Below are 14,142 nucleotides of genomic sequence, written 5' to 3'. Positions count from 1 at the left end.
CACCCAAATCCTAAGAATTCGATAACCGCCCGGCGGGCGGGATACCCCGTGGGACCACGAAAGCGGCTGCCAAACCGAGGCGGGGCTAATACGGCTCCGACGCGATGTTGTTGCATGAGTGGCAGCGGAAAATCCGGACCGCAGGCCGTGCCCGGACCTGCGGCAGTTTGCCGAGGGCATTCATGTCGCCTCCGCAATCCTCGCACTTGCGGGGTGGGGGCTCCTGCTGTGGCTCGCCGGTTCTGGTCATTTGCCGAACGGTTGTAGTGGAGGACGACTGCCACCGCCACTCAAGGCACGACAAAACAGCCGTCTGCGTAGTCCTACGGGGCGTTGTTGGTGTTCTGATGACGAAACTGCCCTGCGAGCTTCAGGGCGAAGAATGACGAATGAAAGAGGCCGCCAACCGAGGCAGCCTGATCCGTAATTTTACGGTTTCCGTTAACGGAACGTGTATTCGCGATCCGTTCTGGAGAATCAAAATAGGCCCGTGCTCATTTTCGATTTGGGTCACTCGCTAAGGGAAACAGGCCAGGCATCCCGCGAAAGAAAAGAACATATTGCGAACTTGGAACAAATGGGGTACATTTTCGTCATCGCCCGTTTCAAGGTCAGCCGCTCGTTTGTCCCTCTAGCGAATCCCCTTCATAAGGAGCACCACCAATGGCCGCCCCCACTACCGCCCTGCGTATCGTCGAAGGATCCTCCATGGACAAAACCAAGGCCCTGTCCGCCGCGCTCTCCCAGATCGAGCGCCAGTTCGGTAAGGGCTCGGTGATGAAGCTGGGCAAGAACGACCGCTCGATGGATATCGAGACCATTTCCTCGGGTTCGCTCGGGCTCGATATCGCGCTCGGTGTCGGCGGCCTGCCGCGGGGCCGGGTGGTCGAAATCTACGGGCCGGAATCCTCAGGCAAGACCACGCTGGCGCTGCACACGGTGGCCGAAGGCCAGAAGAAGGGCGGCATCTGCGCCTTCATCGACGCCGAACACGCGCTCGATCCGGTCTATGCCCGCAAGCTCGGGGTCAACATCGACGAACTCCTGATCTCGCAGCCCGACACCGGCGAGCAGGCGCTGGAAATCTGCGACACCCTGGTACGATCAGGCGCGGTCGACGTGCTGGTGGTCGATTCGGTGGCGGCGCTGGTGCCGAAGGCCGAGCTCGAGGGCGAGATGGGCGACGCGCTGCCCGGCCTGCAGGCCCGTTTGATGAGCCAGGCGCTGCGCAAGCTCACCGCCTCGATCAACAAGTCCAACACCATGGTGATCTTCATCAACCAGATCCGGATGAAGATCGGCGTGATGTACGGCTCGCCGGAAACCACCACCGGCGGCAACGCGCTGAAATTCTACGCCTCGGTCCGCCTCGACATCCGCCGCATCGGCGCCATCAAGGAGCGCGACGAGGTGGTCGGCAACCAGACCCGCGTCAAGGTGGTGAAGAACAAGCTGGCGCCGCCGTTCAAGCAGGTCGAATTCGACATCATGTATGGCGAGGGCGTCTCCAAGATGGGCGAAATCCTCGACCTCGGCGTCAAGGCCGGCATCGTCGAGAAGTCCGGCGCCTGGTTCTCCTATGACAGCCAGCGATTGGGCCAGGGCCGCGAGAATTCGAAGGCGTTCCTCAAGGCCAATCCCGACATGACCGCGAAGATCGAGGCGGCGATCCGCCAGAACTCCGGCCTGATCGCCGAGCAGATTCTGGCCGGCAGTCCCGAGCGCGACGCCGACGGTGACGAGCCGGCGGAGGATTGAGCATGATCCGGAAAAGTGGGAACCGGTTTTCCGACTAGATCATGCTCAGACAAAGAAACGAGGTCATGATCCGATTCATTCGGATCATGACCGAGAGAATTTGTCGGGCCTTGGTCGCCTGACTTAAGGTTCGACATGAGCGGGCGCTGAGGACGTTGAGTTGCCGACGTCCCCAGTGCCCGTTTTGATTTTGGACGAGCCCGCGAAGGCGGCGTTTTGTGCGCGCGACCGATCCGGAATCGCGAGAGTTTGAAAGTGCTTAGAGTCGTGAGCGGAGATTTATGATCCGCTCACCTGGCGTGGCACTTGAAGTGGTGGAGCCGTCATTTCGGACGGTACGTGGTCGCGGTACAAGGCACGAGCCGGCGGTGATGTACGATGAGAATTATCAATGCAGTCGCGTGGGCGACGATCTCTTTCCTGAATTCGGTCAGCGCCGGGCTTGCCCAGGAAGACTGTATCAAGTGCACCCAAATTCAGCATTACATATGCACCCAAAATTACGGCCAGTGCGCGGATGCCTGCAACAGCATCGGAACTGCCGATAGAAACGCGTGCCGGCGGAGATGTGCCACGCGCCATGAAGGGTGCAACGACAGAACTGCCGTGAAATGCGGAACCTGTACGTCAGCGAAATTCCCTACTCCGCCGCCTCTGCATATGCAGTAACCGGCGGGCAGGAGCAGACCAGGTTGCGGTCGCCATAGACGTTGTCGACCCGGCCGACCGGCGACCAGTATTTGTCGGCGCGCGAGGTGCCGGCCGGGAAGCAGCCCTCGGCGCGGCCATAGGCCCGCTGCCACAGGTCGTCGGCGATGTCGTGCACGGTGTGCGGGGCGTGGCGCAGCGGCGAGGCCTCGACCTTCCAGCGGCCGGACTCGATCTCGGCGATCTCCTGCCGGATCGCGACCATGGCGTCGCAGAAGCGGTCGATCTCGGCTTTCGATTCGGATTCGGTCGGCTCGATCATCAGCGTGCCCGGCACCGGGAAGCTCATGGTCGGCGCATGGAAGCCGTAGTCGATCAGCCGCTTGGCGATGTCGTCGACGGTGACGCCGCTGGACGTCTTCAGCGGGCGGGGGTCGACGATGCATTCATGGGCGACCCGGCCTTTGGCATTGCGGTACAGCACCGGGAAATGCGGATCGAGCCGGCTTGCGATGTAATTGGCGTTGAGGATCGCCATTTCGGTGGCGCGGGTCAGGCCTTCGCCGCCCATCAACAGGATGTAGATGTAGGAGATAGTCAGGATCGACGCCGAGCCGAACGCCGCCGCCGACACCGGCCCGACCGCCGAGGGCGCCGCGCTGTCCGGATCACCCGGCAGGAACGGGGCGAGATGCGCCCGGACCCCGATCGGGCCCATGCCGGGACCGCCGCCGCCATGGGGGATGCAGAAGGTCTTGTGCAAATTGAGATGGCTGACGTCGGCGCCGTAGTCGCCGGGCCGCGACAGCCCGACCTGGGCGTTGAGGTTGGCGCCGTCGAGATAGACCTGCCCGCCGTGGCCGTGCACGATGTCGCAGATCTCGCTGATATGCTCCTCGAACACCCCGTGGGTGGAGGGGTAGGTGATCATGATCGCGGCGAGGTCCTGCGAATGCTTTTCGGCCTTGGCGCGCAAATCAGTCACATCGACATCGCCCCTGCTGTCGCAGGCGACCACCACGACCTCCATGCCCGCCATATGGGCGGAGGCCGGGTTGGTGCCGTGCGCCGAGGAGGGGATCAGGCAGATCTTGCGGTGCGGCTCGCCGCGGGCGGCGTGGTAGCCGCGGATCGCCAATAGCCCCGCATATTCACCTTGCGCGCCGGAATTCGGCTGCAGCGAGACCGCGTCATAGCCGGTGATGTCGCACAGCCATCGTTCCAGCCGGTGGAACAGCGCGTGATAGCCTTTGGCTTGGTCGCGAGGCGCGAACGGGTGCAGTTCGCCGAATTCGGGCCAGGTCAGCGGGATCATCTCGGTCGTGGCATTGAGCTTCATGGTGCAGGAGCCGAGCGGGATCATGGCGCGGTCGAGCGCGAGGTCGCGGTCGCTGAGCTTGCGCATGTAGCGCAGCAGCTCGGTCTCGGAGCGGTGGGCGTGGAACACCGGATGGGTGAGGAAGGCGGTCGCCCGCTTCAGCTCCGCCGGCAGCGCCTCGCGCGCGCCGGCCTCGACTTCCGCGTAAGCCAGCTTGCCGCCGAACGCCCGCCATACCGCCTCGACGTCTTTCGGGCTCGTGGTCTCGTCCAGCGCGATCCCGAGCGTACCCTCACCGAGCCGCAGGTTGATCCTTTCCGCCAGCGCGCAGGCGGCGATTTCCCCGACCCTGGCGCCGGCGTCGACCGTCAGGGTGTCGAAGAAGGCGGCCGATTGCGGCGCAAAGCCGAGCTGGCGCAGTCCCGCCGCCAGCACGCAGGCGCGGCGGTGCACGGTCCGCGCGATGTGGGTCAGGCCCTCCGGGCCATGATAGACCGCATACATCGAGGCGATCACCGCCAGGAGCACCTGCGCGGTGCAGATGTTGGAGGTCGCCTTTTCGCGGCGGATGTGCTGCTCGCGGGTCTGCAGCGCCAGCCGATAGGCGGGCTGCCCCCGCGAATCGATCGACAACCCGACGATGCGGCCGGGCAGCGAGCGTTTCAGCGCGTCGCGCACCGCCATATAGGCCGCGTGCGGTCCGCCATATCCCATCGGCACGCCGAAGCGCTGCGCCGATCCGATCGCGATATCGGCGCCGAGTTCGCCCGGCGACGCCAGCAGCGTCAGCGCCAGGAGGTCGGCGGAGACCACGGCCAGCGCGCCTCTGGCGCGCAACCCCGCGATCGCCGGCCGCAGGTCGCGCACCGCGCCGGAAGTGCCGGGATACTGCAGCAATCCGCCGAACACCTCGGCCTTGTCGAGATCACAGGCGGGATCGCCGACGATCAGTTGCCAACCCAAAGGCTCGGCGCGGGTGCGCAGCACGGCAAGGGTCTGCGGGTGGACCTCGTGGTCGACGAAGAAGGCCTTGGTCTTGCCTTGCGCGGCGCGCTCGGCCAGCGCCATCGCTTCCGCCGCGGCGGTGGCTTCGTCCAGCAGCGAGGCATTGGCGACGTCCAGCCCGGTGAGGTCGCAGATCATGGTCTGGAAGTTGAACAGCGCCTCCAGCCGGCCCTGGCTGATTTCGGGCTGATACGGGGTGTAGGCCGTGTACCAGGCCGGGTTCTCCAGGATGTTGCGCTGGATCACCGCCGGCAGCACCGTGCCGGAATAGCCTTGACCGATCAGCGAGGTGAACACCTGGTTCTGCGACGCCAGTTCGCGCATATGCGACAGCGCCTCGGTCTCGCTCAGGGGCGTGCCGAGGTCGAGCGGCGCCTTCTGCCGGATCGATGACGGCAGGGTCTCGGCCATCAACGCGCTAAGGCTCTTGGCGCCCACGGTCTCCAGCATCGCCTGGATGTCGCGGGGCGAGGGGCCGATGTGGCGGCGCACGAAGGTGGTGGCGGCCTCGTCAGCGGATCTGCGGTGCGCGGTCATGGGCTGTTCCTCTATTGCTCGTCATGCCTCGCCACCGGGTCTCGCCTTCGGCGAGCCCGATGACAGGCTCCAGCGGGCGCAAAATCGCTTCATTCAGTCACGCCGTATGTGCCTTGTAGGCGGCCTCATCCATCAGGCCGCCGAGTTCGCTCTTGTCCGATATCTTCACTTTGAAAAACCACGCCTTGCCGGCGGCGTCGGAATTGACCAGCGCCGGTTCGGCCGCGAGCGCGTCGTTGACCTCGAGCACTTCGCCGGAAATCGGCGCGTAGACGTCGGAGGCGGCCTTCACCGATTCGACCACGGCGGCGGCTTCCGCCTTTTTCAGGCTGCGGCCGATCTTCGGCAGTTCGACGAACACGACGTCGCCGAGCTGCGACTGCGCGTAATCGGTGACGCCGACGGTGGCGACATCGCCCTCGATGCGGAGCCATTCGTGGTCGGCGGTGTACAAGGTCGTCATGGCAATTCCTTCAGCGTTTGCAGATTCAGCGCTTGTAAGTGTTGGGAACGAAGGGCATGGCGGCGACCCGCAGCGGCAGCCGCGCGCCGCGCAACTCGGCGAACACCAGCGTGCCCGTGGCCGCCTGCGACGGCAGGTAGCCCATCGCGACCGGCGCATTGAGGCTGGGGCCGAAACCGCCCGAGGTGACGGCGCCGATCTGTTCGGAGGACGTTTCACTGGCGAACAGCGGCGCGCCTTCGCGCACCGGGGCGCGGCCTTCCGGCCTCAGTCCGACCCGGCGGCGCGGGGCGCCTTGTTCGAGCTGCGAGAGAATCTTGTCCGCGCCGGGAAAACCGCCGGTGCGCGCGCCGCCCTGGCGGCGGCTCTTCTGGATCGACCATTCCAGCGCGCCCTCGACCGGCGTGGTCGTGGTGTCGATATCGTGGCCGTAGAGGCAGAGCCCGGCCTCCAGCCGCAGGCTGTCGCGGGCGCCGAGCCCGATCGGCAGCACGTCGCTGTTTGCCAGCAGGGTCTTGGCCAGGGCTTCCGCCCGCTCGGCCGGAACCGAAATCTCGAACCCGTCCTCACCGGTGTAGCCCGAGCGCGAGACGAAGCAGTCGATGTTGTCGACGCGGCGCGGCCCGGCGTCCATGAAGCGCATCGCCGTTACGTCCGGGCACAATTTGGCCAGGGCCGATTCGGCCTGCGGACCCTGCAGCGCGATCAGCGCGCGATCGCCGAGCGGCTCGATGATGCAGTCGCCCGAAAGCTGCGCGCGCAGATGCGCCTCGTCCTCGGTCTTGCAGGCGGCGTTGACCACCAGGAACAGGTGGCTGCCGAAATTCGCCACCATCAGGTCATCGAGGATGCCGCCCGCTTCATTGGTAAACTGCGCATAGCGTTGGCGGCCCGGCGCAACCGCGACGATATCCTGCGGCACCAGCCGCTCCAGCGCCCTGGCCGCATCCTCGACCCGGCCGGATTTCGCCCGCAGCGCGATCTGGCCCATATGCGAGACGTCGAACAGGCCGGCAGACTTGCGGGTATGCAGATGTTCCCTGAGTACGCCGGCGGCGAATTGTACGGGCATGTCGTAGCCCGCGAACGGCACCATTTTGCCGCCGCAGGTGGCATGCAGCGCATGCAGGGGAGTGGTTTTCAGTGGCGTCTCGGCTTCGCGCGCAAGCATCATGGGGCCCTCGCGGTTCTCGAGGACAATTCCTCGAAAACCGGTCGAAGCCCCATCTGTCGCTGTGCCTGAGAGTATTATCCCGTCGGCGGACGCGTCCCGGAACCGGCCCGGTGGCGTCTCTTTCCAGATGCTAGCAAGTCACGCGGTCCGTTTGCCTGAGAGTTTCCGGGGCGGTTGCTCCTTCGGCGCCGGCGCTTAAGCCGATCTCTCCCGACGTGACTGTCTTGAACAGATAGGAGGAAAACACAGCCGCGCCAAGGCTGTCAACGCACCCGCAGCATCTATCAACGGTTCCTGTGCTGGTGCGGCAAGCCCCTGATCTCCTGCACACTTTCTGGACACCGCCATCCCCCGCGTCTAAAAGCGTTGCGCCGGGAGAAATGGGCCAATCCCGGGCAATAATGCGATTGGACGGACATGAGCGGCGTTAACGAGATCAGGTCGACTTTTCTGAAATTCTTTGCCGACAACGGCCACGAAATCGTGCCGTCGTCGCCGCTGGTGCCGCGCAACGACCCGACGCTGATGTTCACCAATGCCGGCATGGTGCAATTCAAGAACGTCTTCACCGGCGTTGAAAAGCGGCCCTATCAGCGCGCCACCACCTCGCAGAAATGCGTGCGCGCCGGCGGCAAGCACAACGATCTCGACAATGTCGGCTACACCGCGCGGCATCACACCTTCTTCGAGATGCTCGGCAACTTCTCCTTCGGCGACTATTTCAAGGACCGCGCCATCGAGCTCGCCTGGAATCTCGTCACCAAGGAATTCGGACTGCCGAAGGACAAGCTCACCGCGACCGTCTATGTCGACGACGACGAGGCCTTCAATCTCTGGAAGAAGATCGCCGGCCTGCCGGAGTCCCGCATCATCCGCATCGCGGGCTCGGACAATTTCTGGCAGATGGGCGATACCGGTCCGTGCGGGCCGTGCTCGGAAATCTTCTACGATCACGGCGACAAGATCTGGGGCGGCCCTCCGGGTTCGGCCGAGCAGGATGGCGACCGCTTCATCGAGATCTGGAATCTCGTGTTCATGCAATACGAGCAGCTCGAAGGCGGCGTGCGCAATCTGCTGCCGAAGCCCTCGATCGACACCGGCGCGGGGCTGGAACGCGTCGCCGCCGTGTTGCAGGGCCAGCATGACAATTACGACATCGACCTGTTCGTCGCGCTGATCCGCGCCATCGCGGAACTGACCGGCGCCGATCCGAAGGGCGAGCAGAAGGCCTCGTTGCGCGTGATCGCCGACCATCTGCGCGCGTCGTCGTTCTTGATTGCCGACGGCGTGCTGCCCTCGAACGAGGGCCGCGGCTACGTGCTGCGCCGGATCATGCGCCGTGCCATGCGCCACGCGCAGTTGCTCGGCGCCAAGGACCCGCTGATGCATCGGCTGGTCTGGGCCCTGGTGCGCGAGATGGGCCAGGCCTATCCCGAACTGGTGCGCGCCGAAAACCTGATCGAGGAAACGCTGCGGCTGGAAGAGACCCGGTTCCGCAAGACGCTGGAACGCGGCCTGACTATCCTGGAGGAGAAGAGCGAGAGCCTGAAGAAGGGCGACATGTTCGACGGCGATACCGCGTTCACGCTGTACGACACCTATGGCTTCCCGCTCGACCTTACCCAGGATGCGCTACGCAACCGCGGCATCTCGGTCGACCTCGCGTCGTTCACCGACGCGATGGACCGGCAGCGGGCGAAGGCGCGCGCGGCATGGGCCGGCTCCGGCGATACCGCCAGCGAGAACGTCTGGTTCCCGCTGCGCGAGAAGCTCGGCGCCACGGAGTTTTTGGGCTACGAGACCGAGACCGCCGAAGGCGTGGTCGCGGCGCTGGTGAAGGACGGTAACGATGTCGAGAGCCTGAAGGCGGGCGAGAGCGGCGCCGTCGTCCTGAACCAGACGCCGTTTTATGCGGAGTCCGGCGGCCAGGTCGGTGACACCGGCATCATGACCGGCGAGGGCGTGCGCTTCCGCGTCACCGACACCCAGAAGAAGGCCGGCGATCTCTTCGTGCATCTGGGCCAGGTCGAGCAGGGCACCCTGAAGCCGGGGACGGCGCTGGCGCTTGAGGTCGATCATGTCAGGCGCTCGTCGATCCGTGCCCATCACTCCGCGACGCATCTGCTGCATGAAGCGTTGCGCCAGGTGCTCGGCGATCACATCGCACAGCGCGGCTCGCTGGTGGCGCCGGATCGCCTGCGTTTCGACTTCGTGCATCCGAAGCCGATCAGCCAGGACGAACTCGCCCGCATCGAGGACATCGCCAACGAGGTGGTGCTGGAAAATGAAGAGGTCGTCACCCGGCTGATGGCGGTGGATGACGCCCGCGACGCCGGTGCGCGCGCGCTGTTCGGCGAGAAATACGGCGACGAGGTGCGCGTGGTCTCGATGGGACGGCAGGCGCGCGAGCACGGCAGCAACGCGCTCGGCTGGTCGGTGGAATTGTGCGGCGGCACCCATGTCAGGCGCACCGGCGATATCGGCCTGATTTCGGTGACCGGCGAAAGCGCGGTCGCCTCCGGCGTCCGCCGCATCGAGGCGCTGACCGGCCGCCATGCGCGCAAGCACGCCAATGACAGCATCGCGCTGGCGAAATCCGCGGCCGGCGAACTGCGCACGTCGATCGATGAGATGCCGGCGCGCATTGCGGCCTTGATGGAAGAGCGCAAGAAACTGGAGCGCGATCTGTCGGATGCGCGCAAGAAGCTCGCGATGGGCGGCGGCGCTTCCGGTTCCAACGGCGCGGCGGCTGCCGCGGGCATCCGCGAGGTCGGCAACGTCAAGCTGATGGCGCGCGCGGTCGAAGGCATCGAGATGAAGGACCTCAAGAGCCTCGCCGACGACGGCAAGAAGCAGCTAGGCTCCGGTGTGGTCGCCATCGTCGGCGTCACCGGCGACGGCAAGGCCGGCGTCGTGGTCGGCGTCACCAGCGATCTCACCTCGCGCTTCAACGCTGTCGATCTCGTCAAGATTGCCTCCGAAGCGCTCGGCGGCAAGGGCGGCGGGGGGCGGCCCGACATGGCGCAGGCCGGCGGTCCCGATGGCGCCAAGGCGGGTGCCGCACTATCGGCGATCGAAAAAGCGATAGGCAGTGCCTGAGCCCATCCACCCGGGGGAGAGCGCGATGCAAGGTTACGATCTGCGCCGCCGGGTTTATGATCTGCTCGAGCACGACAACATTCCCTACACGCCGAGCGCGCGGCTCGCGCATGTGATCATCGGGATCGTCGTCGTCAATGTGTCGGCGATGGTGCTGGCGTCGGTACCGCAGATCGATGCGCGGTTCGGCTGGCTGCTCAGCGCGGTCGAGGCGGGGTCGCTCGCGATCTTTGCCCTCGAATATGCCGCGCGGCTCTGGAGCGTTGCCGGACATGCGCCGTATCGGGAGATGAGCCCGTGGCATGCCCGCTTTCACTACGCGACCTCCAGCCTCGGCATCATTGATCTGTTGTCGGTGCTGCCGTCCGGCGTAGCGCTATTCAGCAACGAGCGTCCGATGCTGGTGTTGTTCGGCATGCTGCCGTTCTTCAAGCTGGTCCGCTATTCGACGGCGATGCGCTCCTTGCTGGCGGCAGTGCATGCCGAGCGGCGTACGCTGTTCGGATGTCTGGTGATCCTGGTCGGCGCGGTGCTCACCTTCGCGACACTGCTGTACGCGATCGAGCATGAGGTCCAACCCGACAAGTTCGGCACCATTCCGCAGGCGATGTGGTGGGCGATCGTGACGCTCGGCACGGTCGGCTATGGCGACGTGATTCCGGTAACGCCAATGGGCAAGGCCGTAGCCAGTTTCGCCATCGTCGGCGGGTTCGTGATGATCGCGCTGCCGGTGGCGATCATTTCCGGCGCCTTCGCCAATGAAGTCCGCCGTCACGACTTCATCGTGACCTGGGGCATGCTGGCGCGGGTGCCGCTGTTTGCGCATCTGCGCGCCACCGAGATCGCCGACATCATGCGGCTGTTGCGGACCCAGACCGTCGAGACCGGCGAGATCCTGGTGCGGCGGGGCGAGCCGGCTTCGTCGATGTATTTCATCGCCGCCGGCGAGGTCGAGATCGAGCTGCCCGCCCAGAAGATACGGCTCGCCGATGGCAGTTTTTTCGGCGAGATCGCGCTGTTGCAGCGGACTCAGCGCAGCGGCACCGTCACCGCGCTACGCAAGTCGAACCTGCTGGCGCTGGACGCGCAGGACTTCCATGCCCTGATCGCGCGGGCGCCGAAGCTTGCCGCTCACGTCCAGGAAGTCGTCAAGGCGCGCCTCGCCGAAACGGCGGTGGCGCAGAAGGGCGACATTGCCGCCGACGAGATTGCGCAGGCGATGCATGACGACAAGCCGTCGGAGGAGTAGACTCTCCGTGCGGGCCCGCGAGTTCATGGGGTTGGAAAGCGGATGAAACTTCCACGTCGACAATTCATCAAACTGGCGGCAAGCGCTGCCATTTTACCTAGCCTGCCGCTGCGCCGCGGACTGGCGCAGCCGGCGCCCAATCCCGCCGGCGTCCCCGAGCCGACCCCGTCCGAGCGCGCCGCGATGGCGCGGCGCGCGCGTGCCTTCATGCAGAAGTATGACGTGCCCGCGCTCTCGTTTGCCGTCGGCTACGCCGGCGAGATCGTGCATCGGGACGCATTCGGGGTGGCCGACCGTGAACGCAACGAGGCGGCGACCCCGGAACACTTCTTCCGTATTGCCAGCGTGAGCAAAATGGTCACCTCGGCGGCGATCTTCGGGCTGATCGAGCAGGGCCGTCTCAAATTGGCCGACAGGATCTTCGGTCCGGGCGCCATTCTGGCGACCGATTATGGGCCGCGGCCATATAATCCCGGCATCAACGAAATCACCCTCGGGCAGCTGCTGACTCACACTGCCGGCGGCTGGACCAATGACGGCCGCGACCCGATGTTCGGCCATCCCAGGATGGATCATTCCGAGCTGATCGCATGGACCTTGAGCAATCGGCCGTTGGACAATCCTCCGGGTAAACATTACGCCTATTCCAACTTCGGCTACTGCGTACTGGGGCGCGTGATCGAAAAAGTGACCGGCCGGCCTTATGCCGATCATGTCAAGGTCGAGGTGCTCAGCCGTTGCGGCGTGACCGAAATGAGGATTGCCGGCAATACGCTCGAAGAGCGTCAGCGCGGCGAGGTCAAGTATTACGGGCAGGGCGATAATCCCTACACCATGAATGTCGCCAGGATGGATTCGCATGGCGGATGGATCGCACGGCCCGCGGCCATTGTGCGATTCATGATGCATGTCGACGGTTTTGAGAAGCCGCCCAACATCCTTAAAGCCCAAACCATTCGCGCCATGACGACCGGCTCGTCGGCCAATCCCAACTACGCCTGCGGCTGGAATCTGAACAAATCAGGCAATTGGTGGCACGACGGCAGCCTGCCCGGCACCAGAACCGTCGCCGTGCGGACCCATAGCGGCTTCTGCTGGGCCGCATTCACCAATGCCAGCAGCGCCAAATCGCAGTTCGATGGCGATCTCGACCAGCTCAATTGGGATATGGTCGGCGAGGTCAAGGGTTGGCGGGCGTAGGGCGGGCTGCGATGCCGAATCGAAGCGCTATTTCTCGTCCAGGAACGGCGCGACCACTTCCCGCGTTTCCTTGCTCGGCACGACCGGCACGATCTCGAAGGTCATGCCGAGGCCCTGACAGTTCAGGATCCATTCCTGCAGCAGCCGCGCATCGTCGCATTCCATCAGCTGGAAGCAGCGGTCGAAATTGGGTTCGATCCAGCTGCCGACATAGGTCAGTCCTTCCGGGAACTTGATGCCAGGATCGCGGACGCGCCGGTAGACCGGAATCGGGTCGCGGTCCTTGAAGCGCTCGATCACCATGAACAGCACGGGTCATCTCCGTCGGAAGCGGCGGCCCTTTATCATTCCCGGCGCGGTAGTCGCGCCGGGAATGTTTCGCAAGCTGTGGCTCAGGCGGCCATCGCCTTGGTCAGGTTTTCGGCGACCTTGTCGAGGAAGCCGGTGGTCGACAGCCAGCGCTGATCGGCGCCGACCAGAAGCGCGAGGTCCTTGGTCATGAAGCCGGCTTCGACGGTATCGACGCAGACCTTTTCCAGCGTCAGCGCAAATTTTTCCAGTTCCACGTTGTTGTCGAGCTTGGCGCGATGCGACAGGCCGCGGGTCCAGGCAAAGATCGAGGCGATGGAGTTGGTCGAGGTCTCCTTGCCCTTCTGGTGCTCGCGGTAATGCCGCGTCACCGTGCCGTGGGCGGCTTCGGCCTCGACCGTGTTGCCGTCCGGCGTCATCAGCACCGAGGTCATCAGGCCGAGCGAGCCATAGCCCTGCGCGATGGTGTCGGACTGAACGTCGCCGTCGTAGTTCTTGCAGGCCCAGACGTAACCGCCCGACCACTTCATCGCGGCGGCGACCATGTCGTCGATCAGGCGATGTTCGTAGGTGATCTTCTTCGCCTCGAACTTGGCCTTGAACTCGTTGTCGTAGATCTCCTGGAAGATGTCCTTGAACCGCCCGTCGTAGACCTTGAGGATGGTGTTCTTGGTCGAGAGATAGACCGAATAGCCCTTGGACAGGCCCTGGTTCAGCGAGGCGCGGGCAAAATCGGCGATGGAATCGTCGAGGTTGTACATGGCGAGCGCGACTCCGGCGCCGGGGGCCTGGTAAACCTCGCGTTCGATCACCTTGCCGTCGTCGCCGACGAATTTCATCGTCAGCACGCCCTTGCCGGGAAACCTGAAATCGGTGGCTTTGTACTGGTCGCCGAAGGCGTGGCGGCCGATGATGATCGGCTTGGTCCAGCCCGGCACCAGCCGCGGCACGTTCTTGCAGATGATGGGTTCGCGGAACACCACGCCGCCGAGGATGTTGCGGATGGTGCCGTTCGGCGACTTCCACATTTCCTTCAGACCGAATTCCTTCACCCGGGCTTCGTCGGGGGTGATGGTGGCGCATTTGACGCCGACGCCGACCTTTTTGATGGCGTTGGCGGCGTCCACGGTGACCTGGTCGTTGGTCTTGTCGCGGTATTCCATCCCGAGGTCGAAATACATCAGGTTGATATCGAGGAACGGGTTGATCAGCTTGTCCTTGATGTATTGCCAGATGATCCGGGTCATCTCGTCGCCATCGAGTTCGACGACGGGGTTGGTCACCTTGATTTTTGCCATGACAGATCGGGCCTTTTTGGAACAGCGCGTTTCGGATGGGGTGGGAAGGTAGCTGGGTCGCTATAGCACCCGGAAACGCAGGCT

9 protein-coding genes and 1 riboswitch are annotated in these 14,142 nt (G+C 64.4%); of the genes, 4 read left to right on the top strand and 5 right to left on the bottom strand.

Annotated features, from left to right (window positions below; translation table 11 throughout):
- The first annotated feature begins 663 nt into the window (after window positions 1-663).
- Window positions 664-1,758, top strand: coding sequence for a recombinase RecA (gene recA, locus KMZ68_RS17970; protein WP_215612530.1), 1,095 nt, complete (start codon window positions 664-666; stop codon window positions 1,756-1,758).
- A gap of 640 nt (window positions 1,759-2,398) precedes the next feature.
- On the opposite strand, the gene gcvP is transcribed toward recA, so the two are convergent.
- The 3 genes from gcvP to gcvT form a co-directional block, all read right to left on the bottom strand.
- Complete coding sequence (gene gcvP / locus KMZ68_RS17965; RefSeq protein WP_215612529.1) at window positions 2,399-5,266, bottom strand: aminomethyl-transferring glycine dehydrogenase; 2,868 nt, start codon at window positions 5,264-5,266, stop codon at window positions 2,399-2,401.
- A 97-nt stretch (window positions 5,267-5,363) separates the two neighbouring features.
- Entirely contained in the window at window positions 5,364-5,729 is a 366-nt protein-coding gene (gcvH, locus tag KMZ68_RS17960; RefSeq protein WP_215605986.1) for a glycine cleavage system protein GcvH, read from the bottom strand.
- Window positions 5,730-5,754: 25 nt separating this feature from the next.
- On the bottom strand, window positions 5,755-6,900 hold the full coding sequence (gene gcvT, locus KMZ68_RS17955; protein ID WP_215616386.1) for a glycine cleavage system aminomethyltransferase GcvT: 1,146 nt from the start codon (window positions 6,898-6,900) through the stop codon (window positions 5,755-5,757).
- 137 nt (window positions 6,901-7,037) lie between these two features.
- Window positions 7,038-7,126, bottom strand: a riboswitch (glycine riboswitch).
- A 194-nt stretch (window positions 7,127-7,320) separates the two neighbouring features.
- On the opposite strand from gcvT, the gene alaS reads away from it, so the two are divergent.
- The 3 genes from alaS to KMZ68_RS17940 are packed head-to-tail and all read left to right on the top strand — an operon-like array spanning window position 7,321 to window position 12,451.
- Window positions 7,321-10,002: an alanine--tRNA ligase gene (gene alaS / locus KMZ68_RS17950; protein WP_215612528.1), complete on the top strand. Its 2,682-nt coding sequence runs from the start codon at window positions 7,321-7,323 to the stop codon at window positions 10,000-10,002.
- Between the two features lie 25 nt (window positions 10,003-10,027).
- Window positions 10,028-11,251, top strand: a complete 1,224-nt coding sequence (locus KMZ68_RS17945) for a cyclic nucleotide-gated ion channel (protein ID WP_215612527.1) — start codon at window positions 10,028-10,030, stop codon at window positions 11,249-11,251.
- 42 nt (window positions 11,252-11,293) lie between these two features.
- Window positions 11,294-12,451: a serine hydrolase domain-containing protein gene (locus KMZ68_RS17940; protein ID WP_215612526.1), complete on the top strand. Its 1,158-nt coding sequence runs from the start codon at window positions 11,294-11,296 to the stop codon at window positions 12,449-12,451.
- Between the two features lie 27 nt (window positions 12,452-12,478).
- Here KMZ68_RS17940 and KMZ68_RS17935 read toward each other — a convergent pair whose 3' ends face one another.
- Both KMZ68_RS17935 and KMZ68_RS17930 read right to left on the bottom strand, forming a co-directional pair.
- Window positions 12,479-12,763, bottom strand: coding sequence for a DUF3303 domain-containing protein (locus KMZ68_RS17935; RefSeq protein ID WP_215612525.1), 285 nt, complete (start codon window positions 12,761-12,763; stop codon window positions 12,479-12,481).
- Between the two features lie 80 nt (window positions 12,764-12,843).
- Window positions 12,844-14,058 carry an NADP-dependent isocitrate dehydrogenase gene (locus KMZ68_RS17930; protein WP_215612524.1) on the bottom strand — a complete coding sequence of 405 codons (1,215 nt, stop codon included), beginning with the start codon at window positions 14,056-14,058 and terminating at the stop codon, window positions 12,844-12,846.
- Window positions 14,059-14,142 lie beyond the last annotated feature (84 nt).

Origin of the sequence: Bradyrhizobium sediminis, from assembly GCF_018736105.1 — a bacterium.
Classification (GTDB): Bacteria; Pseudomonadota; Alphaproteobacteria; order Rhizobiales; family Xanthobacteraceae; genus Bradyrhizobium.
This window is presented reverse-complemented; position numbering and strand designations above follow the sequence as displayed.

Bases quoted from the DNA above. Each gene is read 5' to 3' on its own strand.
- recA (WP_215612530.1), top strand. From the start codon at position 664: ATGGCCGCCCCCACTACCGCCCTGCGTATCGTCGAAGGATCCTCCATG.
- gcvP (WP_215612529.1), bottom strand. From the start codon at position 5,266: ATGACCGCGCACCGCAGATCCGCTGACGAGGCCGCCACCACCTTCGTG.
- gcvH (WP_215605986.1), bottom strand. From the start codon at position 5,729: ATGACGACCTTGTACACCGCCGACCACGAATGGCTCCGCATCGAGGGC.
- gcvT (WP_215616386.1), bottom strand. From the start codon at position 6,900: ATGCTTGCGCGCGAAGCCGAGACGCCACTGAAAACCACTCCCCTGCAT.
- alaS (WP_215612528.1), top strand. From the start codon at position 7,321: ATGAGCGGCGTTAACGAGATCAGGTCGACTTTTCTGAAATTCTTTGCC.
- KMZ68_RS17945 (WP_215612527.1), top strand. From the start codon at position 10,028: ATGCAAGGTTACGATCTGCGCCGCCGGGTTTATGATCTGCTCGAGCAC.
- KMZ68_RS17940 (WP_215612526.1), top strand. From the start codon at position 11,294: ATGAAACTTCCACGTCGACAATTCATCAAACTGGCGGCAAGCGCTGCC.
- KMZ68_RS17930 (WP_215612524.1), bottom strand. From the start codon at position 14,058: ATGGCAAAAATCAAGGTGACCAACCCCGTCGTCGAACTCGATGGCGAC.